22 protein-coding genes are annotated in these 24152 nt (G+C 53.9%); 13 read left to right on the top strand and 9 right to left on the bottom strand.

Annotated features, from left to right (window positions below; genetic code table 11):
* Positions 1-3: 3 nt before the first annotated feature.
* The 3 genes from PLD04_06865 to PLD04_06855 are packed head-to-tail and all read right to left on the bottom strand — an operon-like array spanning position 4 to position 3491.
* Positions 4-1137, bottom strand: a complete 1134-nt coding sequence (locus PLD04_06865; protein ID HXK68050.1) for a thiolase family protein — start codon at positions 1135-1137, stop codon at positions 4-6.
* Positions 1138-1146: 9 nt separating this feature from the next.
* A complete protein-coding gene (locus PLD04_06860) occupies positions 1147-2895 on the bottom strand; it encodes an acyl-CoA dehydrogenase family protein (protein ID HXK68049.1) in 1749 nt (582 codons plus the stop codon).
* Entirely contained in the window at positions 2892-3491 is a 600-nt protein-coding gene (locus PLD04_06855) for a TetR/AcrR family transcriptional regulator (protein HXK68048.1), read from the bottom strand. The genes PLD04_06860 and PLD04_06855 overlap by 4 nt, the downstream gene beginning before the upstream one ends.
* A 90-nt stretch (positions 3492-3581) precedes the next feature.
* Between PLD04_06855 and PLD04_06850 the strand changes: the two genes are divergently transcribed.
* Positions 3582-3791: a hypothetical protein gene (locus tag PLD04_06850; protein HXK68047.1), complete on the top strand. Its 210-nt coding sequence runs from the start codon at positions 3582-3584 to the stop codon at positions 3789-3791.
* Between the two features lie 49 nt (positions 3792-3840).
* Here PLD04_06850 and PLD04_06845 read toward each other — a convergent pair whose 3' ends face one another.
* A complete protein-coding gene (locus PLD04_06845; protein HXK68046.1) occupies positions 3841-4053 on the bottom strand; it encodes a hypothetical protein in 213 nt (70 codons plus the stop codon).
* Between the two features lie 13 nt (positions 4054-4066).
* Positions 4067-4729, bottom strand: a complete 663-nt coding sequence (locus PLD04_06840) for a peroxiredoxin (protein HXK68045.1) — start codon at positions 4727-4729, stop codon at positions 4067-4069.
* A gap of 258 nt (positions 4730-4987) precedes the next feature.
* Between PLD04_06840 and PLD04_06835 the strand changes: the two genes are divergently transcribed.
* From PLD04_06835 to PLD04_06790, 10 genes are all read left to right on the top strand, one after another.
* The gene (locus PLD04_06835) at positions 4988-5308 is read left to right on the top strand and encodes a helix-hairpin-helix domain-containing protein (GenBank protein ID HXK68044.1); all 321 of its coding nucleotides are present in this window, start codon (positions 4988-4990) and stop codon (positions 5306-5308) included.
* A 50-nt stretch (positions 5309-5358) separates the two neighbouring features.
* Positions 5359-5946: a prepilin-type N-terminal cleavage/methylation domain-containing protein gene (locus PLD04_06830; protein HXK68043.1), complete on the top strand. Its 588-nt coding sequence runs from the start codon at positions 5359-5361 to the stop codon at positions 5944-5946.
* Positions 5947-6041: 95 nt separating this feature from the next.
* Positions 6042-7160 carry an isocitrate/isopropylmalate dehydrogenase family protein gene (locus PLD04_06825; GenBank protein HXK68042.1) on the top strand — a complete coding sequence of 373 codons (1119 nt, stop codon included), beginning with the start codon at positions 6042-6044 and terminating at the stop codon, positions 7158-7160.
* Positions 7161-7177: 17 nt separating this feature from the next.
* Positions 7178-8623 (top strand): Mur ligase family protein, encoded by a 1446-nt coding sequence (locus PLD04_06820; protein HXK68041.1) that lies wholly within the window; start codon positions 7178-7180, stop codon positions 8621-8623.
* A gap of 165 nt (positions 8624-8788) precedes the next feature.
* Positions 8789-10111, top strand: coding sequence for a cytochrome C (locus tag PLD04_06815; protein ID HXK68040.1), 1323 nt, complete (start codon positions 8789-8791; stop codon positions 10109-10111).
* On the top strand, positions 10111-11304 hold the full coding sequence (locus PLD04_06810) for a hypothetical protein (protein HXK68039.1): 1194 nt from the start codon (positions 10111-10113) through the stop codon (positions 11302-11304). Before PLD04_06815 ends, PLD04_06810 begins: the two co-directional genes overlap by 1 nt.
* 156 nt (positions 11305-11460) lie before the next feature.
* Positions 11461-15042: a pyruvate:ferredoxin (flavodoxin) oxidoreductase gene (gene nifJ / locus PLD04_06805; protein HXK68038.1), complete on the top strand. Its 3582-nt coding sequence runs from the start codon at positions 11461-11463 to the stop codon at positions 15040-15042.
* A gap of 15 nt (positions 15043-15057) precedes the next feature.
* Positions 15058-16056, top strand: a complete 999-nt coding sequence (locus PLD04_06800; protein ID HXK68037.1) for a dihydroorotate dehydrogenase-like protein — start codon at positions 15058-15060, stop codon at positions 16054-16056.
* 285 nt (positions 16057-16341) lie between these two features.
* Positions 16342-17718: a sigma-54 dependent transcriptional regulator gene (locus PLD04_06795; protein ID HXK68036.1), complete on the top strand. Its 1377-nt coding sequence runs from the start codon at positions 16342-16344 to the stop codon at positions 17716-17718.
* A gap of 42 nt (positions 17719-17760) precedes the next feature.
* A complete protein-coding gene (locus PLD04_06790; GenBank protein ID HXK68035.1) occupies positions 17761-18093 on the top strand; it encodes a hypothetical protein in 333 nt (110 codons plus the stop codon).
* Positions 18094-18130: 37 nt separating this feature from the next.
* Here PLD04_06790 and PLD04_06785 read toward each other — a convergent pair whose 3' ends face one another.
* The 4 genes from PLD04_06785 to PLD04_06770 all read right to left on the bottom strand — a co-directional run bounded on the left by PLD04_06785 (position 18131) and on the right by PLD04_06770 (position 22560).
* Entirely contained in the window at positions 18131-20104 is a 1974-nt protein-coding gene (locus tag PLD04_06785; GenBank protein ID HXK68034.1) for a cache domain-containing protein, read from the bottom strand.
* Between the two features lie 85 nt (positions 20105-20189).
* On the bottom strand, positions 20190-20801 hold the full coding sequence (locus PLD04_06780) for a hypothetical protein (GenBank protein ID HXK68033.1): 612 nt from the start codon (positions 20799-20801) through the stop codon (positions 20190-20192).
* Positions 20798-21841 (bottom strand): hypothetical protein, encoded by a 1044-nt coding sequence (locus PLD04_06775; protein HXK68032.1) that lies wholly within the window; start codon positions 21839-21841, stop codon positions 20798-20800. Before PLD04_06775 ends, PLD04_06780 begins: the two co-directional genes overlap by 4 nt.
* Entirely contained in the window at positions 21838-22560 is a 723-nt protein-coding gene (locus PLD04_06770) for a hypothetical protein (GenBank protein HXK68031.1), read from the bottom strand. The genes PLD04_06775 and PLD04_06770 overlap by 4 nt, the downstream gene beginning before the upstream one ends.
* 64 nt (positions 22561-22624) lie before the next feature.
* On the opposite strand from PLD04_06770, the gene PLD04_06765 reads away from it, so the two are divergent.
* Together PLD04_06765 and PLD04_06760 are read left to right on the top strand one after the other, a co-directional pair.
* Positions 22625-23188: a zinc ribbon domain-containing protein gene (locus PLD04_06765; protein ID HXK68030.1), complete on the top strand. Its 564-nt coding sequence runs from the start codon at positions 22625-22627 to the stop codon at positions 23186-23188.
* 196 nt (positions 23189-23384) lie between these two features.
* Positions 23385-24152, top strand: a 768-nt coding sequence (locus PLD04_06760) for a hypothetical protein (GenBank protein HXK68029.1), incomplete at its 3' end; no start/stop codon positions are given.

The raw sequence follows: 24152 nt of genomic DNA, 5'->3' as shown, positions 1-24152 counted from the left end.
GCCTTACCCCCTCTCGATGACGGTTGCGATGCCCTGGCCCGTTCCAATGCACATTGTGGCCAGCCCCCGCTTTCCGCCGGTCTGTTCCAGGGCATTGATTAGTGTAGTCATGATCCGGGCGCCCGAAGCTCCCAGGGGGTGCCCCAGGGCAATGGCGCCACCGTGAATGTTGATCCGATCCATGGGCCACCCGCCCTTTCGGATGACATAGAGAGATTGCGCGGCAAAAGCCTCGTTCAATTCGATTAGATCTATGTCGTCCATCGTCAGCCTGACTGCCTTCAGGGCCTTTTCCGTGGCCGGAAGAGGACCCATTCCCATGCGGGTCCAGTCAACTCCTGCCACGGTTCGGGAAAGGATCCGTGCCCGAATGGGGAGGTTGTGATCCTTTGCAAAGGATTCACTGGTCACGATGAGGGCAGAGGCGCCGATAGAAATGGGGCTCGAAGTTGCGGCGGTAATGGATCCGCCGTCTTTGAAGGCGGGTTTCAGCGATCGTATCTTTTCAAGATCGGGCGTCTTTGGTCCTTCGTCCCGGTCGATGACGGTCCCGTTTTTATCGATCGGAACCACTTCGTTTTTGAATTTTCCCTCTTCCCATGCCTTCAGCGCCTTTTCGTGGGAACCCACGGAAAAGGCTTCCTGGTCTTCCCGGGAGATCTTCCCTTCTTCCGCCAGGATTTCGGCGGTCTCTCCCATGGAGATGTAATAGCGCATCTCACTCAGACGGGGATGGAAGGAGGGGTTAAATCCTCCGACGGGAATGGCGAACATGTCTTCGACACCGATCGCAATTCCGCAGGAAAGATCACCCGCAATGATTCCCTGGGAGATCTGATGGACCGCGTCCATCGAGGATCCGCAGAATCGATTCACCACTTTGGCGCCCGCCTCCCTGGGGATCCCGACGAGAAGTGCGACACCGCGGGCCATGAGCATGCCCTGGGTGTGTTCCGGAAAGGCACAGCCCAGGACCACATCTTCGATGGCTTCCAGCGGAAGACCGGGTTGCCGGTCCAGGAGGGCACGGGTCACCTGGGCTGCAAGCTCGTCGGACCGAATGCCGATCATGTTGCCCTTTTTGACTCCCATGGGACTTCGGACAGCGTCTACGATGACGGTAACAGGTTGACTCATGGTTCCTCCTTATTCGTAACGATAGGTTTGGTGCTGATAGAGATCGTCGGTCAGATGGCGGATCTCATCCACCGGATTGAAGGGAATGATTGTGTACATGAAAAGCTCGGAGAATGGACCCCGGGCCTGCTCCCATTCCTTCCCCGGATAGAGTGTCGGTGCCAGGCCGTGGATCGTTCCGGTGAACTGTTTCAGTACCGACGTCACGGCCAGCCGGACAATCGATTTCAGAGCCCGGTCTCTCCCGGATCCGTCGTGATGGAGAACCCGGTTCAGAGCTGAAGAGGCTCCGTAATATCCGATCACCAGATCGGCAAGCTGTTCTCCAACGATCTGCTCATTGCGAAGGTCCTGGCCATACACGCCGATCGCGCGATCCACCAGCTTCATGACCATTCGTCTCATGGCTTCCAGTGCCTGAATCTCCCAGGCGAAGGGACCTTCTGCCATGGAGGGCATTTTTGTCCAGGTCTTGACCGATTCCCGCAGGGGAATCTCTTCCAGGAGGGCATTTTTAAGAAGATAGCCATAGATCACCATACGGTTGATTTCATTTGTGCCCTCATAGATCCTGTCAATCCGTGTGTCCCGGAAGACCCCTGCCATGGGATACTCTTCAATGAATCCGTATCCACCGTAGATTTGAATTCCGTGATCCGAAACTCCAAAGAGTGTTTCGCTCCCAAGAATTTTGGCGATGGATGCCTCGATGGCAAAGGCTTCAAGCGCGTCCCAGACTTTCAAGCGGTAATCTTCGGAAGATGGATCCAGCGTGGAGATCCTCTCCTCCATCAGTCCTACGGTCCGATAGATGGCTGAGTCCAGAACGTAGGTTCGAACCACCATATCGGCAAACTTGGACCGGATGGCATCAAAGGTCGCGATGGGCTGGCCGAACTGCTTTCGTTCGAGGGCATAGGTCACCGCCTGCCCGACACAGGCCTTGCACCCTCCCAGATCCGCCGCACCAAGCTTGAAACGGCCGATATTCAGGATATTGAAGGCAATGTGATGCCCCTTGCCCCTCTCGCCCAGAAGGTTCTCCACGGGCACCCTGCAATTCTCCAGGGTCACGCTTGTGGTCGAGGAGCCCCGGATGCCCATCTTTTCTTCTTCGGGCCCGATGGTCAGCCCCTCGGTGTCGCGTGGAACGACAAAGGCGGTGAAGTCGGAATCATCGATCTTGGCAAAGATGATGAAGAGATCGGCCCAGCCGCCGTTGGTGATGAACTGCTTCGTGCCCGTCAGGACGTAATGGGTACCGTCCTCCGAAAGATGGGCCGATGTCTTGATATTAAGAGCATCGGACCCTGCGCCGGGCTCCGTCAGGGCATAGGCGGAAAGGTAATCCACGGAGGTCAGCTTCGGCAGCCAGGTGGCCTTCTGTGCTTCGGATCCGAAGTAAACGATGGGCAGGGTTCCGATTCCGCAATGGGCAAGGAAGGTGACCATCCAGGAGGCACTCTGCCCCGTTGTCAGGGCTTCCACCACCATCGCCGACGTAATCTTGTCCATATCCATTCCGCCGTACGCTTCCGGAACATCGATGGCGGTGAGTCCCAGCTCCGAAGCCTCCTTCATCAATTGAAGGTGAAGCTCCTTCGCATGAGTCCCCAGCTCTCCCCGGTTGGGATAGATTCTTTCCCGGGCGAACTGGCGAACCATTTCGTTAATCTCCTGTTGCTCCTCCGTAAACTGTTCCCGGGTGAATATCTTCCCGACGACAGGTTCAAGGAGAAATGATCCTCCCTGTTTCATGTCTGCCTCCTTTCTCTTCCCAGCGACGATATGAAATGTTTCTGAAAATAGGTCAGGTAGGTACCGTAATCCACGCCGTCCGGTGAGAATAAGGTGAACCAGACGCAGGATTCCAGGTTGATAAGCAGGGTCAGGGCAGCCAGGTGGGAATCCTCCAGAACAAAGGATCCTTCCTGAACTCCACGTTCCATTGTTTTTTCGATGAGGTGGAAAAATTCTCCATATACCTTATGTACCTTTTCCCTTGCTTCAGGGTCCCGATGCGCGAGTGCCCAGAATTCCGTTTCGGCTTCAAATACATCGGGATGACGGGCGAACTGTGTAATGAACGTGTCACAGAGCCTGTGAAGGATTTCGTCGGGTCGATCCTCTCCCTCGGTTGCTGAACGTATTTCACCGGCGATACGTTCCACCCAGTAGTCGATCAGATGGAGGAAGAGATCCTTTTTTGACCTGTAGTGCCAGTAGAGGGCTCCCTTGCTGACCCCCGCCCCATCGGCAATCTCATCCATAGTGGTCAGGTGGTATCCGCGTGTGCGGACAAGGTGAAGAGCCGCATCGAGGATTCGTTCTCGCGTTTTGTTGGATTCGTCCATACTGACTGGTCGGTATGTTAGCGCTCAAAAGCGCCATTGTCAAGAGGGCTGTGCTATACTTCTCACACATTGAGCAACAAGGAGGCGAGTATGAAATTCATCCCGCGCATCGTTTTCTGGATTGGCACCATCGGATTTGTATACGGTGTCTTTCTCAAGGTAGCCAACCAGCTGGGCTCTCCCGCCGCCTGGCCCTTTGGCCTGATTCCCCGGAACTTCTTTCAGGGAAGCATGGGATGCTTTATGTTTGCAATTGCCTATTGTGTTGTCTTTATCTTTGCCAGGAAAGCGGAAGACTAACCATCTCGATGTCGTGATTCCGGGTGGTTTCCTGACGATTTAAATCGAATCAGTCCGTCAGGGCCGCCGTTCCCTTTTCCGTTCGGACATAGAGTCCGTCCCTTTCCGTTACCAATCCTGCGTCCATCAGTTCCCTGAGACCGCCGCGAACACGATAGAGGGGTTGTCCCAGCTCCTCGGCGATGAGCTCAGGCGTGAATGGCGAGGAGATGAATCGAAGGAGTGCGCGGGCCGGATGGCTTAATGAACCATCTTCATTCATGCAGGGCATCGTGTCAGTCCGGCAGGCTCTGTTTGCAGTAATACCAGTCGATGCACTCCAGCTCAGATGATTCCCTCCGTCGGTCCGCGTCTTCCTGGGTCAGCGGAGGGGGTACGATAACCCTGTCTCCCGGCTTCCAGTCTGCCGGTGTGGCAACACCGTGAAGGTCGGAAGTCTGGAGAGCCTGAACGAGACGCCGAACTTCTTCCATATTCCGTCCCGTCGTGAGGGGATAGTAGATCATGGCTCGAAGAACACCCTTATCGTCAATCACAAAGAGACATCGGGATGTTTCGGTTCCACTGTCTCCCGGCTGGATCATTCCATATCGCCTTGCGATGGTCCCATCCTGATCGGCAACGATGGGAAAAGAAATCTCCACACCCGTTTTCTCCCTGATATTCCTGATCCAGGCGATGTGGGAGTAGATCGAATCGATGGAAAGGCCAAGAAGCTCGCAATTCATGGAGCGAAGAGCAGGGTGGATCGCAGCGAAAGCGATAAACTCCGTCGTGCACACCGGCGTAAAATCGGCCGGGTGGGAGAAGAAAACGAGCCATGAACCTCGAAAATCTTCCAGCCGCAGGGTCCCCTGTGTTGTACGAGCCTCGAAGGCGGGGGCGGGATTTCCAAGTCTTGGCTGGGTTACGGGTGGCTGTTCCTGCGGGTGATCCATACTCCCTCCTGAACAATGTGGGATAGAGGTTCGATGGATCCAGTATAGGACAGGGATCAGCCGGGGACAAGTGGAAAAATATTTTTCTAACCGTGTGCACGAGAATCGTTTTTTGTCATTCTGATTTGTGCGAAATTTATCTAAGTGAAAATATAACAGTATTTTACGGCCCTGTCGTCTGACTGGCATGCGGACTGCTCCTGATGAGATCGGAAGCGAGGGGAGGACACACACAAAATCTTTTTCAGGAGGTGTAAGATGAAACGTTTTTCCCTAACCCTGGTCCTTGTGGCAACGATGGTGGCTCTGGCTTTCCCGGCCATGGCTTCCCAGACGGGCAAGGTCAACATCAACACGGCAACGGCGGAACAGCTTCAGCTGCTGCCGCGGGTTGGACCCTCTCTGGCAAAACGGATCGTGGATTTCCGCTCATCCAACGGTACGTTCACTCAGCCCGAAGAGTTGATGCTCGTGAAAGGAATTGGTGAGAAGAGCTTTGAACTTTTAAAGCCCTATCTCAGCATTTCGGGTGAAACCACTCTCTCCGAAAAGGTGAAAGTTCCCCGAAAAAAGGGTTAACCCGGAGGGGGCCTCGTGCCCCCTCTCTCATTTTTTTTAAGGAGGTTATCATGCGGAACGGAATTACACTTCTGGAAGTTCTCATTGTTCTTGCCGTTGTCAGTATCATGCTGGCTGTTTCGCTCCCTGCATTCAACAATCTTCTTACTCGAACAGCATTGAATACCGTATCCAGGGAGTTCCATGTCGTTCTGAATCACTGCAGACAGATGGCCATATCCCGTAATCGATATGTAGGTGTGAAATTTCTGGTGGAACGTGGTGAACTCTACTTCGGCATCTTTATGGATGGAAACCATAACGGAATCCGGAGCCGCGAGATTCAAAGCGGTGTGGATCCCATGGTGCGACCCTATACGCCTCTTCAGCTGTCCCGCGGAAGGGTCGTTCCGGGAATCCTGTCCGCGGAGATCCCGGATATGCTGAGTGGAAGTCCCATCCACAATCCTGATGATCCTGTAAAATTCGGTGCGGGCGACATCTGCTCTTTCTCTCCCCTGGGCCAGGGTTCACCGGGGACCATCTACGTGACGGACGGAAGAGAACTGCAGGCGGCTGTAAGGGTCTACCCGCGTTCTGCCATGACCCGGATCATGGTCTACGACCCGGTTCGGGGATGGCATCGGCTCTTTGAATGAAATCCTGCTTCGGGAATGATTTTCGATCAAGCAAAACCGGAAATTTTGTATTACAATAGGCCGCGAAACGAATGAAAGGAAGATAAGGAGGGTATATGCCGAAGTACAGAATCGTTCTCATGCCTGGAGACGGTGTTGGAAAAGATGTCATGGATGCTGCGGAAATCGTACTGGAGAAAATGAATCTGGACGCGGAATATGTTTACGGGGATATCGGCTGGGAATTCTGGTGCAGTGAGGGAGATCCTCTGCCAAAACGCACGCTCGAGCTGTTGAAGGATTCGACATGCTCACTCTTTGGAGCCATTACCTCCAAACCTAAGGATGAAGCGGCTGAAGAGCTTCATCCTGACCTTCGCGGGAAGGGCCTCTCCTACTTTTCTCCCATTGTCCGCTTACGCCAGGAATTTAACCTCAGAACCAACCTGCGACCCTGCAAGGCCTACCCCGGAAACCCCCTGAACTATAAGGATGGGATCGATCTCGTGATTTTCAGGGAAAATACCGAAGGCATGTACGCCGGGATCGAATTTCATCCCATTCCTGAAGGTGTATGGCAGGCCTTGAAGGAACATCACCCGAAGACAAAGCGGTTTGACGCGACACCCCGGGATCAGATGGCGATTTCGCTCCGGCTCATGACCGATCGAGGATGTGAAAACATCGTGAGGGATGCCTTCGAATATGCCAAACAATACGATCGGAAAACGGTGACCCTTGTAGAGAAACCCAACGTACTCCGGGAAACCGGCGGGATCATGACCAGGGCTGCGAGAAAAGTTGCGAAAGATTATCCCGCCATACCGCTATGGGAAACCAATATCGATGCCATGGCCATGTGGCTGGTAAAGAATCCCCAGGACTACGATGTCCTTGTCGCGGAAAACCTCTTTGGTGACATCATTTCCGATCTGAGTGCCCAGCTCGTTGGTGGCCTGGGATTCGCATCATCCGGAAACATTGGTGATTCCTTTGCCGTCTTTGAACCGACCCATGGTTCTGCCCCGAAGTATGCAGGAAAATACAAAGTTAACTGTATGGCCATGCTGCTCTCGGTCAAACTCATGCTGGACTGGCTCGGGGAGGCGGACCATTCATACGCTCTGGAAGGTGCCATTTCCAGGGTGATTGCGAACGGCAAGGTGCGTACCTACGATATGGGTGGATCCTCGTCGACAATGGATATGGCCAAAGCTGTGGCGGAGAACCTCTGATCGAAGGTGGGAACAGAGTGACCCGGATTAAGGCGCGTCAGGGGGAGGGGGGGCTGGTTGAGGTTGAACTGTCAACTCTTCGAAAGGTCTTTATCCAGGGAATTTGCGGAACGGCGATGACCGGGACCGCCCTCCTCCTTGATGAAATGGGAAAGAAGGTCAGGGGAAGTGACGCCCATCCCGGTCCTCCCATGCAGGCCATTCTGGACTGGAAAGGGATGGAGGTGATTCCCCGGTACGATCCCGCCAACCTGGATCCCTCTCCGGACCTCGTCATTACAGGGAATGTTGTCGGTTCCAGCAATCCCGAAGCGGTTGCGATCAGGGATCGCGGAATTCCCTACCTTTCCTTTCCTGAATTTATGGAACAGGCCATCTTTCCCGGGCGGAAGCGGATCGTGATTGCCGGTACCCATGGAAAGACGACCTCCACATGTCTCGCCGCATCGTTACTCCGACAATCAGGAGTTGATGCCGGGTTTCTTGCTGGCGGGATTCACCGGGACTACGCCGTCAATGCACGGCTCGGTGAGACATGGTTTGCCATCGAAGCCGATGAGTACGAAACGGCGTACTTTGCCAGGCATCCGAAATTTTTCCACTATACCGGTCAGGGAATCCTTCTGACCAGCGTTGAACATGACCATGCGGACCTCTATCCGAATGAGGATGGATATCGGGCTCTGTTCAGGGACTTTCTTGCAAAACAACCATCGGATGCAGTTCTGGCGGTTCACGAGGATGTTCCGTTTTCCCTGGAGGAGATCCATGGCTGCTTCCAGGGAACCGTACTGACCTACGGCCAGGGTGAACACGCCGACTGGAGGCTTCACGCGTGGCAGCCGGAATGGCATACCCTCACCCTGGAGCATGAGGGGGAGCGCGTTACACTGCGAACCCCCCTTCTGGGAGTCCATAATGCCCTGAACACGACCGGTCTCTTCGCTCTCTTTCTCAAGCTGGGCTTTTCCCTTCCCTCCCTGATGGAAGGCCTCCAGACCTTTGGCGGGGTGCGAAGAAGACAGGAGATTCTTCTTTCCACTCCGGATCTTCTGGTCGTCGATGATTTTGCCCACCATCCGACCGCTGTGGCTCTGACAATATCAGCTTTTAAGCGGGCCTACCCGGACCGGACACTGATTGCCGTCTTTGAGCCGAGGACCAATACGTCCCGGACCCGGCGCTTTCAGGAAGCCTACCTGCACAGCCTGGAATGGGCGGACCGGGTCGTCCTCCTTCCTCCTCCACCGGATCCCCGGATCCCGCCCGAAGAATGTTTTGCCTGTGAAGAGGTTGTCGACCTGCTTGGGAAACACGGGGTCAAAGCTGCACGCTGTGCCACCGCTGACGAAGCGGTTCTGGCGGTAGAGTCCTGTCTTTCAGGACCTGCGGTGATTCTCTGTATGAGCAACGGACCCATGGATAATCTCCCGGCACGGCTGGCAGAGCGGTTTCGCCCCTGAGAAAACATCCGTCATTATCTTCAGCTGGAACTTTATTCTTGCGCTTTCAATCACGAGTTACGGTTTGAATTCACAAGCGGTGGATCTGTTTCGGGAGAATGGCTTCTTTATATTTCGCACTCCTAACTTGTGATACAATGTACGACACTTTGACGGGAGGTATCCATGTATCCAGTATGGGAAGTTCCCACTTTGACCGCCGGCCTTATTCTGGGACTTATTGCGGCGTTTCACATGCTTCCATCCCATCTTTCCACCAGTGCCATGTGGTTCAATATCTTTATCGAACGCAAGGCTTTGAAGGAAAACCGGCAGGAGTTTCTCGAGTTTATTAAGAAGTACACGCTTACGCTCCTCGTCTTTGCCTATGTCTTCGGCTCTCTCACCGGCGTCGGGATCTGGTTTTCTGCCACGGTGGCCAGCCCGCGAGGCATCTCGGGCCTGATTCATAACTACGTCTGGGGTTGGGCGACGGAGTGGGTCTTTTTTATTCTCGAGGTTCTGGGCATTTATATCTATGCCTACACGCTCGATAAGATTGAACCGAAACTCCATTTGAGAATTGGCCTTATCTTCGCCATTGCCTCCTGGACTACGATGGTGGTTATTGTCGGGATCCTGGGTTTCATGCTTTCTCCCGGCAAGTGGACTGAAACCGGTCTCTTCTTTGATGGGTTTTTTAACCCGACATACTGGCAGCAGCTCTTTGTCAGGACAGGATTTATGTTCACCATTGCTGCGGCCTATGCGCTGATTGTGGCCAGCCGTGTCAAGAATGAGGTGGTTCGCAGATATGTCAGCCGCGCAGCATCATTCTGGGGGCTGGGAGGCCTTCTTCTCGGATCCCTCTTTGGGCTCTGGTACTACTCGTCCCTTCCGGAGGCCGCCCGGAATGTCCTGCAGAACCTCCCCACCGATACACTGACCAAATTTATGTTGATCTCCATCGGCGTTACAGCCCTCTATTTCATTCTTGCAGCCATCGTGCCCGGTAAAATTCATATCGTTCCCGCCATCCTCATGATCGGCGTGATCTTCATGGGAATCTGGGGTGCCGAACGGACCCGGGAAATGGCACGAAAACCCTATGTGATTCACGGGTATATGTATTCCAATCAGCTGATCGGAAACTCAATTGAAGCCAGAGGCGTTCAGGAAGAAATCTCCCGGGTCAACCGGGAGGGCATTCTGAAAACCTATCCCTTTCTTCCCGGAAATCTTTCGACCATCACGGACGACAACAGAATGGAGGCCGGGCGGGTGATCGCCTTGATCGAATGTTCCGCATGCCATGCTCTTAATGACCGCGGGGTCCGGCCCCTGCCAAAGATGGTGGCGCGGCTCGGAACCGAGGAGCCCGAGGAACTTCAGGGAATGCTTGAAATACTTGGGGATTATCCGTACATGCCGCCCTTTGCCGGCACGGAAGAAGAAGCCCTGGCCCTGGCTACCTATCTTCAGGGTCTTGTTCCGAAAGGAGCCAACTGATGGATACAGCAACGATGATTCAAACACTGCGGGACCCCATGGGGCTTCCCTTTTACCCTGTAGTTTTCCAGGTCCTGATGGTTTTGACCTTTGCCCTTCACATTCTGATGGTGAACCTGACGCTGGGGGGAAGCCTCCTGGCCCTTTACGGAAGAATGGCTTCCAGTGAAAAGTACAACCGGCTGGGCAAGGCTCTGGCCAAAGTCGTCACGGTCTCGATATCTCTGGCCATCCTTCTGGGCGTGGCTCCCCTGCTCTTTGTTCAGGTCATCTACGATCCCTTCTGGTATGCCTCCAACCTGATCTCTCCCTTCTGGGTGATCGCCTTCATGTTTATCATGATCGCCGGGTTTTCCCTTATTTATGTCTATTACCTTTCAAAAACCCACCGTCCCTGGGCGGGGCTTCTTGGATTTCTCTTCCTCCTCGCAGCCGGGATTATCATGCATATTCTGAACATGCAGATGCTTTCTCCTGATCGCTGGGTGGAATGGTACGCTCCCGGAGGAGTTGTGGACGCATCCGGGATGGGGCTCCATGGCTTTCAACTTTCCCGCTTCCTCCACTTTATTCTGGCCTCCGGCGCGGTGACGGGGCTTTTCCTGATGCTCTACGCCTGGTACATCCGGGCCCGGACCGATGTTGAGGAGATCTATGTCACGTGGGCTGGCCGCCTGGGAGCCCGCCTTCTCATCGTCTTTTCGGTTCTTGAGGTTCTGGATGGTCTTTGGTGGCTCCTTGATATTCCGGGTGAACTGGGGTTCCATAAAAATGTCCTCTTTGCCATAGCTTTCGTCGCAGGTCTTCTTTTCACGGTCTTTCTTTTCAAAGTGGTAAGAAATCCACTGCGATGGGCCCTTCCGACCGGGCTTCTCATGACGGTTGTGGTTCTTCTCATGGCCGCGACTCGTGAGGCTCTGCGTGTATCGTACCTGGGAAAGGTTGGATATGCCATTACGGATCATAAGCTGAACCTTCACTGGGGATCGACCCTGTTATTCTTTCTGACCTTTCTCCTGGGGCTGGCGGTCGCCGGCTTTCTGATTACCGTTGCCTTTAAGGCAGGCAGGACAGTCGGCACCTACTCGCCTTCCCCGGGATTGATGAAATACGGGACGATCTCCATCGGGCTCATGCTTTCATGGCTGGTCGTCGTCGTGGCCATTGGAGTCTACTTCACCTTAAGCCACTGATCTCTCAGCCTTAAAAGGCCGGAAATCAGGTTGTTTTTACAAAACTTCCGCGGAGTTTCAATCAGCCCCTGGAGGTTTTGTGCAAAGAGTCACAAGGTGGTATAATCAAAAACTCATCTTGACAGAGGTCAAGGCATCTTCAAGGAGGTACATTTTATGGCACGCAGATATGTGACCATTGACGGTAACGAGGCAGCGGCCTATGTTGCTCACAAGACCAACGAGGTAATTGCGATCTATCCGATTACACCTTCTTCCCCCATGGGAGAGTGGTCGGACCAGTGGTCTTCGGAAAACAAGGTCAACATCTGGGGCACGATTCCCTCGGTGGTCGAAATGCAGAGTGAGGGGGGAGCTTCAGGCGCTGTGCACGGAGCTCTGCAGACGGGTGCCCTTACCACCACATTTACGGCATCGCAGGGACTCCTCCTCATGATTCCCAATATGCACAAGATCGCGGGAGAACTTACCTCAACCGTTTTTCATGTGTCCGCCAGAACGGTTGCAACCCACGCGCTGTCCATTTTTGGAGACCACAGCGATGTTATGGACTGCCGGGCCACGGGTTTTGGGCTGCTGGCTTCCAACTCGATTCAGGAAATCATGGATTTCGCCCTGATCTCGCAGTCGGCGACCCTGAAGGGCCGGGTTCCGATGGTTCACTTCTTTGACGGGTTCCGGTCTTCCCATGAAGTCCAGAAGATTGAAGAGCTGACCGAAGAAGATATGCGCGCCATGATCGATGACGATCTGGTCCGTGCCCACCGTCTCAGGGGACTTAACCCGGAGCGGCCCGTCATCCGGGGAACGGCTCAGAACCCGGACCATTTCTTCCAGGGCCGTGAAGCCATCAATCCCTACTACACGGCCTTCCCCGGAATTGTACAGGAGGCCATGGACAGCTTTGCCAGGCTTACCGGCCGGGCCTACCATCTCTTTGACTATGTGGGTGCTCCCGATGCCGAACAGGTCATCGTTCTCATGGGATCCGGCGCCGAGGCGGCTCACGAAGCCGTCGAATACCTTGCCGCCACGGGAGCGAAGGTCGGGATCATCAAGGTTCGGCTGTACCGCCCCTTTGCCGTCGAAGCCTTTCTGTCGACGCTTCCGGCATCGGTGAAATCGATTGGCGTGCTGGATCGTACCAAGGAGCCCGGAAGTGCAGGCGAGCCCCTCTACCTTGATGTGGTTAATGCATGCATGGAAGGATTTACCGCCGGAAAGGCACCGTTCTCCGCCATGCCGAAAATCGTGGGAGGGCGGTACGGACTCTCTTCCAAGGAATTTACGCCATCCATGGTTAAATCGATCTTTGAGGAGCTGGCCAAACCTTCTCCGAAGAATCACTTTACCGTCGGAATCGTGGATGATGTGACCGGGTCCAATCTCCCCTGGGAATCTGACTTCTCTACCGAGAGTGACGATATCTTCCGGGGCCTCTTTTTCGGTCTGGGTGCCGATGGAACGGTAGGAGCCAACAAGAATTCAATCAAGATTATTGGAGAAGGTACCGATAATTATGCCCAGGGGTATTTCGTCTACGACTCGAAGAAGGCGGGATCGATCACGGTCTCCCATCTTCGCTTCGGGAAAAAGCCGATCCATTCCACCTACCTGATCTCAAAGGCCAAGTTTGTGGCCTGTCACCAGTGGGTCTTTCTTGAGAAGATCGATATGCTCCACTATGCCATTCCCGGGGCTACCTTCCTTCTGAACAGCCCCTATGGGCCCGATGAAGTCTGGGATTACCTGCCAAGGACGGTTCAGCAGACCATCATCGACAAGAAGCTCAAGCTTTACGTCATTGACGCCTACCAGGTTGCCAAGGAGACACGGATGGGCGCAAGGATCAATACGATCATGCAAACCTGCTTCTTTGCGATCTCCAACATCTTTCCACGGGATGAAGCGATTCAGTACATCAAGGATGCCATTAAAAAGACCTATGGAGCCAAAGGTGAACAGATTGTTCAGATGAACTATGCCGCCGTGGATCAGACCCTGGCCAATCTCCATGAGGTCTCCTGTCCCGGCAAAGTGACATCCACCATCGAGATTCCTCCCACCGTTTCGGAGAAGGCTCCCGAGTTCGTTAAAAACGTCACAGCCACAATTATTGCCGGGAAGGGAGACGATCTCCCGGTTAGCGCCTTTCCGGTGGATGGCACCTTTGATACGGCCACGACAAAGTGGGAAAAGCGAAATATCGCCCTCGAAATTCCCGTCTGGGAATCGGACCTCTGCATACAGTGCGGAAAGTGCGCCATGGTCTGTCCCCACGCCGCGATCCGATCCAAGGTCTACGAAGCGGAAGCCCTGAAGGGGGCCCCGGAGACCTTCAAAAGCGTGGACTACAAGGGAAAGGAATTTCCCGGCTGGAAATACACGATTCAGGTTGCCCCGGAAGATTGTACGGGCTGCATTCTCTGTGCAGAGGTCTGCCCCGCCAGGGATAAGACGGAACTGAAGCGCAAGGCTCTGAATATGCACCCGCAGATGCCCCTCCGCGAACCGGAAAGAGATAATTTTGAATTTTTCCTTTCGATTCCGGAAGTGGATCGTCGGCAGGTCAAAGTCAGCACGGTGAAGGGAGCCCAGCTTCTTCAGCCCCTCTTTGAGTTTTCCGGAGCCTGCGCTGGATGCGGTGAAACCCCATACGTGAAACTGCTTTCTCAGCTTTTCGGGGATCGGGCCCTGATCGCAAACGCGACGGGCTGTTCCTCCATCTACGGTGGAAACCTGCCCACAACTCCCTATTGCAAAAACCCGGAAGGCCGTGGGCCTGCCTGGAATAACTCCCTCTTTGAGGATAATGCGGAATTTGGGTTTGGGTACCGCCTGACCCTGGACAAGCAGAACGAATTCGCCAGGGAACTGGTCAAACGGTTGATCTCTGTGCTGGGAGAAGACCTGGTCACTGCAATTCTGGAAGCTGATCAGAGTGACGAAACGGGAATCTTCGAACAGCGGGCCCGGGTGAAAGTTCTGAAGACCAAACTACAGGGTGTGGACAGCATGGAAGCCAGGCACCTGATGAGCCTGGCGGACACGCTCGTCAAACGGAGTGTCTGGATCGTCGGAGGCGACGGCTGGGCCTACGATATCGGGTACGGCGGACTGGACCATGTACTGGCCTCGGGTCGCAACGTGAATATCCTGGTTCTGGATACCGAAGTCTACTCCAATACGGGTGGTCAGATGTCCAAGGCTACGCCCCTCGGCGCCGTTGCGAAATTTGCCGCCGGAGGAAAGCCCAGGCCCAAGAAGGATCTTGGTCTCATGGCCATTGCCTACGGAAATGTCTATGTTGCCAGCGTGGCCATGGGAGCAAATGACGCCCAGTGCCTCCGGGCGTTTCTCGAGGCGGAAAGCTATCCCGGCCCCTCCATTATTATTGCGTACAGCCACTGTATCGCACACGGCATCAATATGGTGAAGGGCCTCACACAGCAGAAAAACGCGGTGGATTCAGGATACTGGCCCCTCTATCGATATGACCCGCGCCTCGCGGACCAGGGTCAGCCTCCGTTGAAGCTGGATTCCAAAGATATCAAGATATCTCTAAAAGATTACGCATACCAGGAAACCCGGTACAAGATGCTCACCAAAAGCCATCCTGAGGCTGCAGCCGAACTCATCCGGCTGGCCGGAGAAGATGTGAAGCGACGTCGTCGCTTTTACGAGCAGCTTGCCGCCATGAATCCAGGCACCGGCGAAGAATCCGCCGAATCGAACTAAGGGAAGGAGTCCATCATGGTCGATCTCAGGACAACCTATTTAGGTCTGACTCTCAAAAATCCCGTTGTACCCTCTGCCTCGCCTCTCTCAGAAGATGTGGCGAACATTAAAAGGATGGAGGACTTTGGCGCTTCCGCCGTCGTAATGCACTCCCTCTTTGAGGAACAGCTTTCCCACGACGCCTTTGCCCTCCACACCCATCTGGCGCAGGGAACGGAAAGTTTCGCGGAAGCCTTGAGCTATTTCCCGGAACCGGATGACTTTTTTGTCGGTCCCCATGAATACCTGGAACATATACGCCGTGCAAAGGAAACGGTGGATATTCCCATTATTGCCAGCCTGAACGGGACGACGGTTTCGGGGTGGATTGACTATGCGAAGCAGATGGAGGAAGCCGGTGCGGATGCTCTGGAGTGCAACGTCTACTACCTTCCTACCGATCCTTCCGAAACAGGTTCGGATGTCGAAAAGCTCTATCTCGATATCCTGAAGGCCGTCAAAACCCACATCACCATCCCTGTGGCGATGAAGCTCAGTCCCTTCTTTTCCAATCCCGCAGCCATGGCCCACAACCTTGCCTCTGCAGGAGCGGACGGCCTGGTCCTCTTTAACCGGTTCTATCAGCCCGACATCGACCTCGATACGCTGGAAGTCAAACCGAATCTCGTTCTTTCCAGTCCCTTCGAGGGGAGGCTGGCCCTTCGGTGGATCGCCATTCTTCGTGGAAAAGTTGACACATCCCTTGCGGCTACAACAGGAATCCATACCGGCCTGGATGCAGCCAGAATGATACTGGCGGGTGCGGACGTCGCTCAGGTCTGTTCCGTTCTTCTTCAGAAGGGAATTGACCAAATTGGAACGGTGATTGGTGAGCTGGCATCGTGGATGGAAGATCACGAATATACTTCCGTGAAAGAGATGAAGGGCGCCCTCAGCCAGCAATCCTGTCCTGATCCCACGGCCTTTGAGCGGGCCAACTACATGAAAACGCTCATGAGCTACCCGAGATCCTGACGTACAGTCGACAGCATCATTTCGAACGCCCCGCAGTTGCGGGGCGTTTTTTCTTATCCCGGATCCTGTGCCAGGAAAAAAAGTAGCTCCGCGGGTGCGGAGCTAATTCTAAGGAGATGCTGTTGAGGCTGTGCCATGTCCTGGCAGCCTGCCGGTTGATACCGGCTCTTTACATGATACATATGCAACCACTATGCCATGAATAATACGTGAATATCGTCACATTATGTTGGATAATCCAACAAACGTGTAGGAAAAACATACACTATGTGATACATTTACTCTGTGAATTCTGTCACATCCTATCGAATACTTCTGGTGGACGACGAGGCCATTGTTCGTGAATCCCTGGCTTCGTGGCTGGAAGGAGAAGGGTACGCCGTATTCCGGGCGTCATCCGGTAGAGAGGCGATTTCGCTGGTCGAAGAAAACCCGGTGGATATTGCCCTGATCGATCTGAAAATGCCCGAAATGGACGGAATAGAAACACTCCAGGAAATACGACGGATTTCACCGGACACCCTTTGCCTGATCCTGACCGCGCATGCAACGGTACATTCTGCCGTCGAGGCGATGAAACAGGGTGCCTATGATTACATTGTGAAACCCTTTAATCCCGATGAAGTCAGTCTCGCGGTTGAACGGTTGGGAGCGCACCTTTCGATTCTCAAGGAAAACGCCCTCCTTAAATCAAGAATGACCGGACGAGCTTCCTTTCATGCTCTTATGTCGCGGAGCGAATCGATGCTCCGCCTCTTTGAGATGGCCAGAAGGGTGGCCCGAAGCCGGACCACGGTCCTGATTCTGGGAGAAAGCGGGACGGGAAAAGAATTGCTAGCCCGGGCCATCCACGAGGAGAGCCCGAGACAAAGCTATCCCTTTGTTCCGGTATCGTGTGCCGCACTGAGTGAAACACTTCTTGAAGATGAAATCTTTGGCCATGAAAAAGGTGCCTTTACCGATGCCCGGGAAGCCCGGAAGGGAAAGTTTGAGCTGGCTGACCACGGAACACTGTTCCTTGATGAAATCGGAGATATCTCCCCCAAGCTCCAGCTGGATTTGCTGAGGGTCCTTCAGGAAAAGGAATTTACACGATTGGGGGGGACCCGGACCCTTCGAGTGGATGTCCGTATCATCAGTGCCACGAACCGTGATATTGAACACCTCGTCCATGAAGGAGCCTTTCGGGACGATCTCTTTTACCGGCTTAACGTGATCACGTTGACCATTCCACCGCTCCGGAATCGAAAGGAGGATATTCCCTTCCTGGTGCACCATTTCCTTGGCGTTTTCAGCAAGGAAATGGGGCTTGACTCCGGAATTCGAATTCACCCGGAAGCCATGAAAACGTTGACCGAATATGACTATCCCGGAAATGTGCGGGAGCTCCAGGGGGCCGTCGAGCATGCCATGATCCTCTGCGGAGGGGATATGATCAGGCCGGAGGACCTGCCCGCAAGGGTGAGAGGAGAGAGTGAGGGACCTCTACAGGATGAATCCCATCCTCTCTCCCTGGAAGAAATGGAGCGGTCCCACATTATGGATATTCTCTCCAGATATGATCATAATATTTCGCAGTGTGCCCGGCTTCTGGGGATCGATCGCAGTACCCTTTACGCGAAGATTCACAAATATGGGCTCAGACGTGAGGATGAAGAGTAGGAGAATCGAATTTTTAAAATTCAATGAGTGTATAATGGATGCATGGATGGGTTCCCGCGGCTTATCCGCGATGTCCTGGTGGGGTGTTATGCCATACTCTCGATCTCATTCTTTGTTCTGCTCCTGCTCCTTCTCTCAGGAGAGCTCTCCCGAAATCAGTTTGCAGAAATCCTGGTGACCGTTGTCAATCTTCTTCCGATTCTCTGGATTCTTCTCGTTATTTCCACGCTCGGCTTTCTCGTGATTCTGCTTCTGGACCTGGCAGATCGACACGTGGAAAAAAAGACGCTCTGGGGAATTGCATTTATCCTGATCTCTTTTATCTCCCTTCCTCTGTACTATGCCATCTATGTGAGGCGCACACCACACGGATAGGACGGATCGTTTCTTCTTTCTATGACAGATTCAGATCTCAGGATGAAGGATGTGATCCATTCGAGGTCAAGGGTCGATCCGGGAGAGTAACCTGAAAGGCAATGCCAACATCGGGGATATTATCGACCTGAATGGTTCCCCCAAGAAGCTCGACCAGCCTTCGAGTGATGTAGAGACCGAGGCCTGCGCCGTGAGGCGTATCATTGACCTTACCGGTTTCACGATAAAAACGCTCAAATATCCTGGGAAGAGCCTTTTCCGGGATCCCGGGACCCGTGTTGTGAACCGTAAACCACACCTGGTCCGGTTCTCTACCGGAACTCAGGGTGATCGTTCCTCCCCGGGGTACGTACTTGATTGCATTGTGAAAAAGGTTGTAATAGATAATCGCGAGAAGGCCGGGATCGGTATGAAGAACCAGCGACAGTTCATTCCGGTTTTCCAGAACAATATCGCGCTGGTCCGCCAGGACGCTGAGCTGGCCTATTGTCGGAACAACGATGTCCTGAAGAAAGTCAACCGTCTTTGCTTCCGGGATAAAGTCGCCGCTCTCCAGTCTCGACAGATCCATTGTATTGCGCAGCATCTCCCCCAGGGTATCCATCGCCCCGGCGAGTCGCTGAAGGAGGTCCCGGTCCGAAGGATTAAGGGTGGAATGTGCGTTTCTTTGCAGGGTACGTACCGCAATGGAAGCACCGGCAATCTGGTTCTTCAGTTCGTGGGATGCAAAGGAAAGCATATCCAGATAGTTGCGATTCGCAGAGGAAAGCTTTCGATTGGTATTCACGAGTTCCTCTTCCCGTTCGGATATGGCGGTCACCATGGTTCGGAATGAAGATGTAAGGGCGGTGATTTCATCCCCTTCGCCTGCATCGGGAATCCGGACATCCCGGGAGCCCCGTGAAACCGATGTGGCTGCAAAGGCAAGGTTATGAATCGGAGTAAGGATTCTCTTGGAAAGCTGAAGGGCAAGAAGAACGACGAGAAGGGTCCAGAGCATGGAAAGAGCGAGAAAGACAGTGACCAGGTTTCTTCGCATATCCGTGTACTTCTGTTCCAGGGCACCTACGTAGAGCATTCCGATAATGGCACCGTCTACGTCAAGGATGGGTTCGTAGGCACTGACGTACCAGTCTCGAACCACAAAGGCCCTCCCCTCCCAGGCAATTCCCCGGACAAGGGTCCGGTCGTATACCTCTTCCGAAACGCGTGTACCGATGGCCCGGAACCCTTCCTCGTCGGTCACATTGGTTGCGATGCGGGTGTCTCCCTGAAAAATCGTCACCGTTCCCACAATCCGGCCATCGTGGGTCTCATCCCCAAAGACGATGGAGCGGATCGTATCGACAAGTTCGTAGTTTCGGTTCAAGAGGATCCCGCCGTACACGGTTCCCAGAACACGTCGATCCCGATCCAGAATCGGACTCGCTGCCATCATGACCATGCCGCGGGTCATGGCGGGAACTTCTCTCGGCTTGGCGTGGGGCGTGGCTTTCGGGGTGATAAAGGCCCTTCGATTAAGATCGTCATCCTCGAGCGTAAGCTGTTCCAGGCTCATAAGCCGTATTCCCCGGGCCGACTTCCCCGAGCGGGCAAGCTGGACAATCGTATCCTGCGTGACCCTGTCCCCGGTCACTTCCCCGGAGGAAGTCCTGAGGATTACATTCCCCTCCGGACTGGTTACAGTGAGGAAATCCAAACCGGCTTCCCACTTCGACCGGCGCAGTCGGGTATACAGGGTCGGAATATCATTGCATTCGATGGACTCGACCAGTGAATCCTTCTGGCTGATAAGGTTCACCACCTGGAGAATTCGGATTTCCTCCGCTTCCAGCACGGCCCAGGCACTGTTCAGGTTATTTTTTACACGTGTCTGTGCTTCCTGAAGGGTCATGGAGTGAATGAAGGTCGTACCCAGGATGGAGCTGATCAGACCAAATCCAAGCCCGCTTCCGATCACAAGAAGGAGGACTTTTCGTTTCAGGCTTCCACTTCCTGGCCAGAGGGGCATGGTCGATCTCAGCGCCGAAATGAAAAACAGATCATGGTATTTGTAAGTGTACTCAGGTACGAGATACCCGTCAATGGAAGGAGGATCAGCGGAAAAGGGCCCCGGGAAACCTGGCTCCGGTCAGGCCATCCCTGAAGCCTCTCCCATCGGGTTCACGGGCAAAAGGCAGAACGGACAACCAGGGATCCGATAGCTGAACGGTCACCCTGACCCCCGTCGTATCGCAGGCCCGATCCAGACGGGCCGTCCACAGGATCCGGGCGATTGCTTCCAGGCTCTCCGGGTTTCGAGTGACCGGCCACAACCTCCCGTTTCGCTGTTCCCACTGGATCGTGTCCTTTTCGATCAGAGAGTAATGGTATGTGAGCGTCTGAACCATATCCGAAACGGGGGACCAGAACGCAGGAATCAGGAGACGGGTCCACGGCATCAGCGTTCCATAGGCTCTCTGCTGGTCCTTTGTCATTGCCGTGAGTGAATAGTGTGTCTGAACATCCCAGAAGGGGATCTGAAGGATTGGCTCCGGCAGGAGAATATTCGCTTTCCCGTAGCGGAGGGGAAAGCGTTGAACCCGGGGCCCGTCCATGAAAAAGGCCAAAAAGCACTGTGTACAGGTGAAGACCTTGCTGAGAAGGTTCCCATCCAGAGGACTCCCGCAACGGTCACAATGCAAGCGGTGCAGAACGGGGGATTTCATGGTCCAGGTTTCCCGGGGTTGGATAATTCCCCCAAAGCTTCCACGATACGGTTTACCGGTCTTTGCAGGCCCGGGATGGGAAATGCAGGCAAAGGCCCGGCTCGGACGAGATCGAATCCCTCCGGCGTAACCCGAATCCGTCGGGGGATGCGAAGGAAGAGCAGGCATGCCTGAAGGAGAAGGAATGCAGATCCTACAAAAAATGCCATGGGTAATATGGACAGCCAGAAACCGGTAGTTGTCTTTCCCGCCTCCATACTCCAGGGCTGGAGGAAAGCCCCGCAGAGCCATCCCAGAATCGCGGCCATGGGGAGGCCGATATGGAATGCCCGGGATGACCGGACGGGAAGATGTCCCCGGATCAGCCTGCCTTCTATCTCGTCGACGGTCAGGGTGTAGATTTGCCCCTGGAAGCGGAGTGTAAGTGCCAGAACGGGGAGATAGACAAGCGAGATCGTCAATTCAAGCAGGGAAAGATCCTCTCCTCCGGAAGCGACTCCGGTACCGATCACTCTTTCCATGGGAATGTCGGCGTCGATGATCTCGCCTTCTGTGGCCAGAGATCCCATCGATACCGCTTCGATCTCTCCCGGCCGGGAAAGAATGATGTCGCGAAGATCGGTGTCGTGGAGATTCCAGTGCTCCAGGGTCGCTCCAAAGTAGACATACTGGAAGGGTCCCAGGGAGGATCGTGTGTCCTCGCGGATCAACTCGCCTGTCACGGGATCCCGTTGTGCAAAATACTGGGAGCCTCCCCGCAATCCGCTCAGAAGGTAGAAGGGAAGAAAGAGGCGGTGGTGAGAAATGACCTCGAATCGATCGGAAAAGTGATCGGGAAGGAGGGGGGATGCAAGCCGGGATCGTATCGTTGCAAGGAGAGCGTCGAGGTCCTTTTTTGCCTGGAGACGATACCGTGGAAGGAAATCGGCAAGATAGACGTAGAAAGGGTCGCTACAGAAATGGCAGGAAACGACCCGATGACCGAGGGGAGGGGACATCGTACCCCCGCAGGAGGGGCAGACAAGGGCCCGCGTTTTCATCGTCCACTCCCACCGGGGTAGAGGGATCGGCTCCACAGATAAAAAACAAGATACAGTGAAAAAATAACGATCAGGGCGGGAACGGGTCCCGGGATCAGCCAGGAGCTCAGCAATGCCAGGGAAAAAAGCAGTGTGACGAAAAAAGTAAATGCCATGGAAGCCTTTTTCAGCTCTTTCGGGGGAAGTGTCAATGTGTGTACCCGTCCCTCCACACCGTCGATCCATGCCTCGTAGGGAAGGGTATTTCCGTAAACAACATGATAAAAGGGAAGGTAGTAAAGGGAGAATTCCGTTGCACCCGGGTAGGCGTCCCTCACGGCCTCGCCCTGTTCCGTCGGTTCCAGAAAGGTCCACCCGTCGGCTGAATCGTTTCGTGAGAGTTTGACGCCTGCGGGCGGAATGAGAACCCCGGCCAGTTCCGGCGGACAGGGAGCAAAGGCTGGAACGGTCTTCTGCAGGCCCTTCCCCCGGACGGCCCAGAAGGGCAGCATGACCATTTGAATGTCCTTAAGTCCCGGATGGATCACACCTTCCCGCTTGAGGTTGTTCCAGAGAGATCGCCGGGCGGCAACTGAATCGATCCTGGGGAAGATCACAAAATGGAGAAAGGTCTTTGCCCCTTCAAAAAAGAGAGAAGAGTCGCAGTAGGGACAGTGAATAAAGGATTCAGGCTGATCCAGCGGAATCGATCCTGCGCACTGGGCACACCGGATCTTCATGAGGTGCCGGACTTCCCGAAGAGGTCTGCGGTCGCGATTTTTATAAACACTTCATCTATTCTACATGGAAGGCGGGGTATTTATTCTTGAAACCGATATCGTTTTCTGGTACATAAGATCCATGCCGATTTACGAGTTTTACTGTTCGCCCTGCCATCGTATCTTTCAGTTTTTCTCTACGGTTCCCAACACGGAGACAGTTCCCGACTGTCCCCGGTGCGGAAAGTCCACTCTGAGCCGCAGAGTTTCCCGCTTTGCAACCCTGAAACACCGGGAGGATGATGAACCCTCTCCTTTCGGGGACATGGATGAGGAACGAATGGAGGGAGCCATGGAGACCCTTGCCGGGGAAATGGGTTCGATGGAGGACATGGAAGATCCCCGCGCTGCGGCAAAATTTATGAGAAAGTTCATGGATATGACGGGGATGGAGATGGGACCCCGCATGGAGGAAATGGTGCGCCGCCTGGAGTCCGGGGAGAACCCGGACGCGCTGGAAGAGGAATTCGGGGATGTCATGGATGAAGAGGATGACGATGCCCTCTCGGAGTTCATCCGGATGAAGAAGTACGCAATGTCCAAACGAAAAGCCCCTTCAAGGGACGAAACCCTCTACTTCCTGGATTGAAGAACCATCCAATCCATCTTGTCCCGCCATAGCTTTAAGGCTTGGGAGGTGGATAGCGACGGAGGATAAATCCACCTTGTCCCGCCATAGCTTTAAGGCTTGGGAGGTGGATAGCGACGGAGGATAAATCCCTCAATGTAATCTTTCTGTTAGAATACCCATGATTGGGTTTGCAGATAAATTCTGGGGGGCCGGAATGAAACAAAGATTGAAAATATTAAAATTACTTATAATTTCCAGCATTTTTCTTGTTCCAGGAATGATGTTTGGTCTGACCAATGTCTCCGGGAGCATTTCTTCAAACACAACCTGGACGGCGGAAGGAAACCCCTATGTTGTGACGGGTTCGATCACCATAGACACCGGAATTACTCTGACGGTTGAGGCGGGTGTCATTGTCAAGCTCCAAACAAACCGATCCATTATTGTAAGCGACTCAGCTTCTCTCATCGTAAATGGCACCAGCGGATCTCCGGTGTATTTCACTTCCTACAAGGACGACACGATCGGAGGGGACACGAACGGGGATGGGAGTGGGTCCACTCCCAATTGGGGCGACTGGGGGTATATAGGGAATGGTGCCATAGGAACGGGCCGGGCCATCCAGATGAGTTACAGTGAAGTAAGGTATGGCGGGATTGATTCTTCTTCGGACTTCGGAGCCATACATCTTGATGATGGGATTGTAACACTGGATCACACGACCATTTACAAATCCAGAAAATGGGGTGTGAACGTGGACAATGTAGACCTCACGATCACCCATTCTCTTGTTGATACGTGTTATGACAAGGGCATCCTTTTCAGCAGCACTGATAATTATGTCACAATAACGAATACAACGGTTCAGAACTGTTATCAACAAGGCTTCTATGTCAGCTCTGATCATATTATCTTCACAGACAACACGGCGATTAACAATGGGTCTGCAGATTACGACGCAATTTACTTGAATTCTACCAAC

Source organism: Thermoanaerobaculia bacterium (assembly GCA_035593605.1).
Lineage (GTDB): Bacteria > Acidobacteriota > Thermoanaerobaculia > UBA2201 > DAOSWS01 > DAOSWS01.
The sequence above is the reverse complement of the archived record's forward strand: the minus strand, read 5'-3'. Positions and strand labels throughout refer to the sequence as shown.

Coding starts and splice junctions, on each gene's coding strand:
- PLD04_06865 (HXK68050.1), bottom strand. CDS start 1,137: ATGAGTCAACCTGTTACCGTCATCGTAGACGCTGTCCGAAGTCCCATG.
- PLD04_06860 (HXK68049.1), bottom strand. CDS start 2,895: ATGAAACAGGGAGGATCATTTCTCCTTGAACCTGTCGTCGGGAAGATA.
- PLD04_06855 (HXK68048.1), bottom strand. CDS start 3,491: ATGGACGAATCCAACAAAACGCGAGAACGAATCCTCGATGCGGCTCTT.
- PLD04_06850 (HXK68047.1), top strand. CDS start 3,582: ATGAAATTCATCCCGCGCATCGTTTTCTGGATTGGCACCATCGGATTT.
- PLD04_06845 (HXK68046.1), bottom strand. CDS start 4,053: ATGAATGAAGATGGTTCATTAAGCCATCCGGCCCGCGCACTCCTTCGA.
- PLD04_06840 (HXK68045.1), bottom strand. CDS start 4,729: ATGGATCACCCGCAGGAACAGCCACCCGTAACCCAGCCAAGACTTGGA.
- PLD04_06835 (HXK68044.1), top strand. CDS start 4,988: ATGAAACGTTTTTCCCTAACCCTGGTCCTTGTGGCAACGATGGTGGCT.
- PLD04_06830 (HXK68043.1), top strand. CDS start 5,359: ATGCGGAACGGAATTACACTTCTGGAAGTTCTCATTGTTCTTGCCGTT.
- PLD04_06825 (HXK68042.1), top strand. CDS start 6,042: ATGCCGAAGTACAGAATCGTTCTCATGCCTGGAGACGGTGTTGGAAAA.
- PLD04_06815 (HXK68040.1), top strand. CDS start 8,789: ATGTATCCAGTATGGGAAGTTCCCACTTTGACCGCCGGCCTTATTCTG.
- PLD04_06810 (HXK68039.1), top strand. CDS start 10,111: ATGGATACAGCAACGATGATTCAAACACTGCGGGACCCCATGGGGCTT.
- nifJ (HXK68038.1), top strand. CDS start 11,461: ATGGCACGCAGATATGTGACCATTGACGGTAACGAGGCAGCGGCCTAT.
- PLD04_06800 (HXK68037.1), top strand. CDS start 15,058: ATGGTCGATCTCAGGACAACCTATTTAGGTCTGACTCTCAAAAATCCC.
- PLD04_06790 (HXK68035.1), top strand. CDS start 17,761: ATGGATGGGTTCCCGCGGCTTATCCGCGATGTCCTGGTGGGGTGTTAT.
- PLD04_06785 (HXK68034.1), bottom strand. CDS start 20,104: ATGCCCCTCTGGCCAGGAAGTGGAAGCCTGAAACGAAAAGTCCTCCTT.
- PLD04_06780 (HXK68033.1), bottom strand. CDS start 20,801: ATGAAATCCCCCGTTCTGCACCGCTTGCATTGTGACCGTTGCGGGAGT.
- PLD04_06775 (HXK68032.1), bottom strand. CDS start 21,841: ATGAAAACGCGGGCCCTTGTCTGCCCCTCCTGCGGGGGTACGATGTCC.
- PLD04_06770 (HXK68031.1), bottom strand. CDS start 22,560: ATGAAGATCCGGTGTGCCCAGTGCGCAGGATCGATTCCGCTGGATCAG.
- PLD04_06765 (HXK68030.1), top strand. CDS start 22,625: ATGGAAGGCGGGGTATTTATTCTTGAAACCGATATCGTTTTCTGGTAC.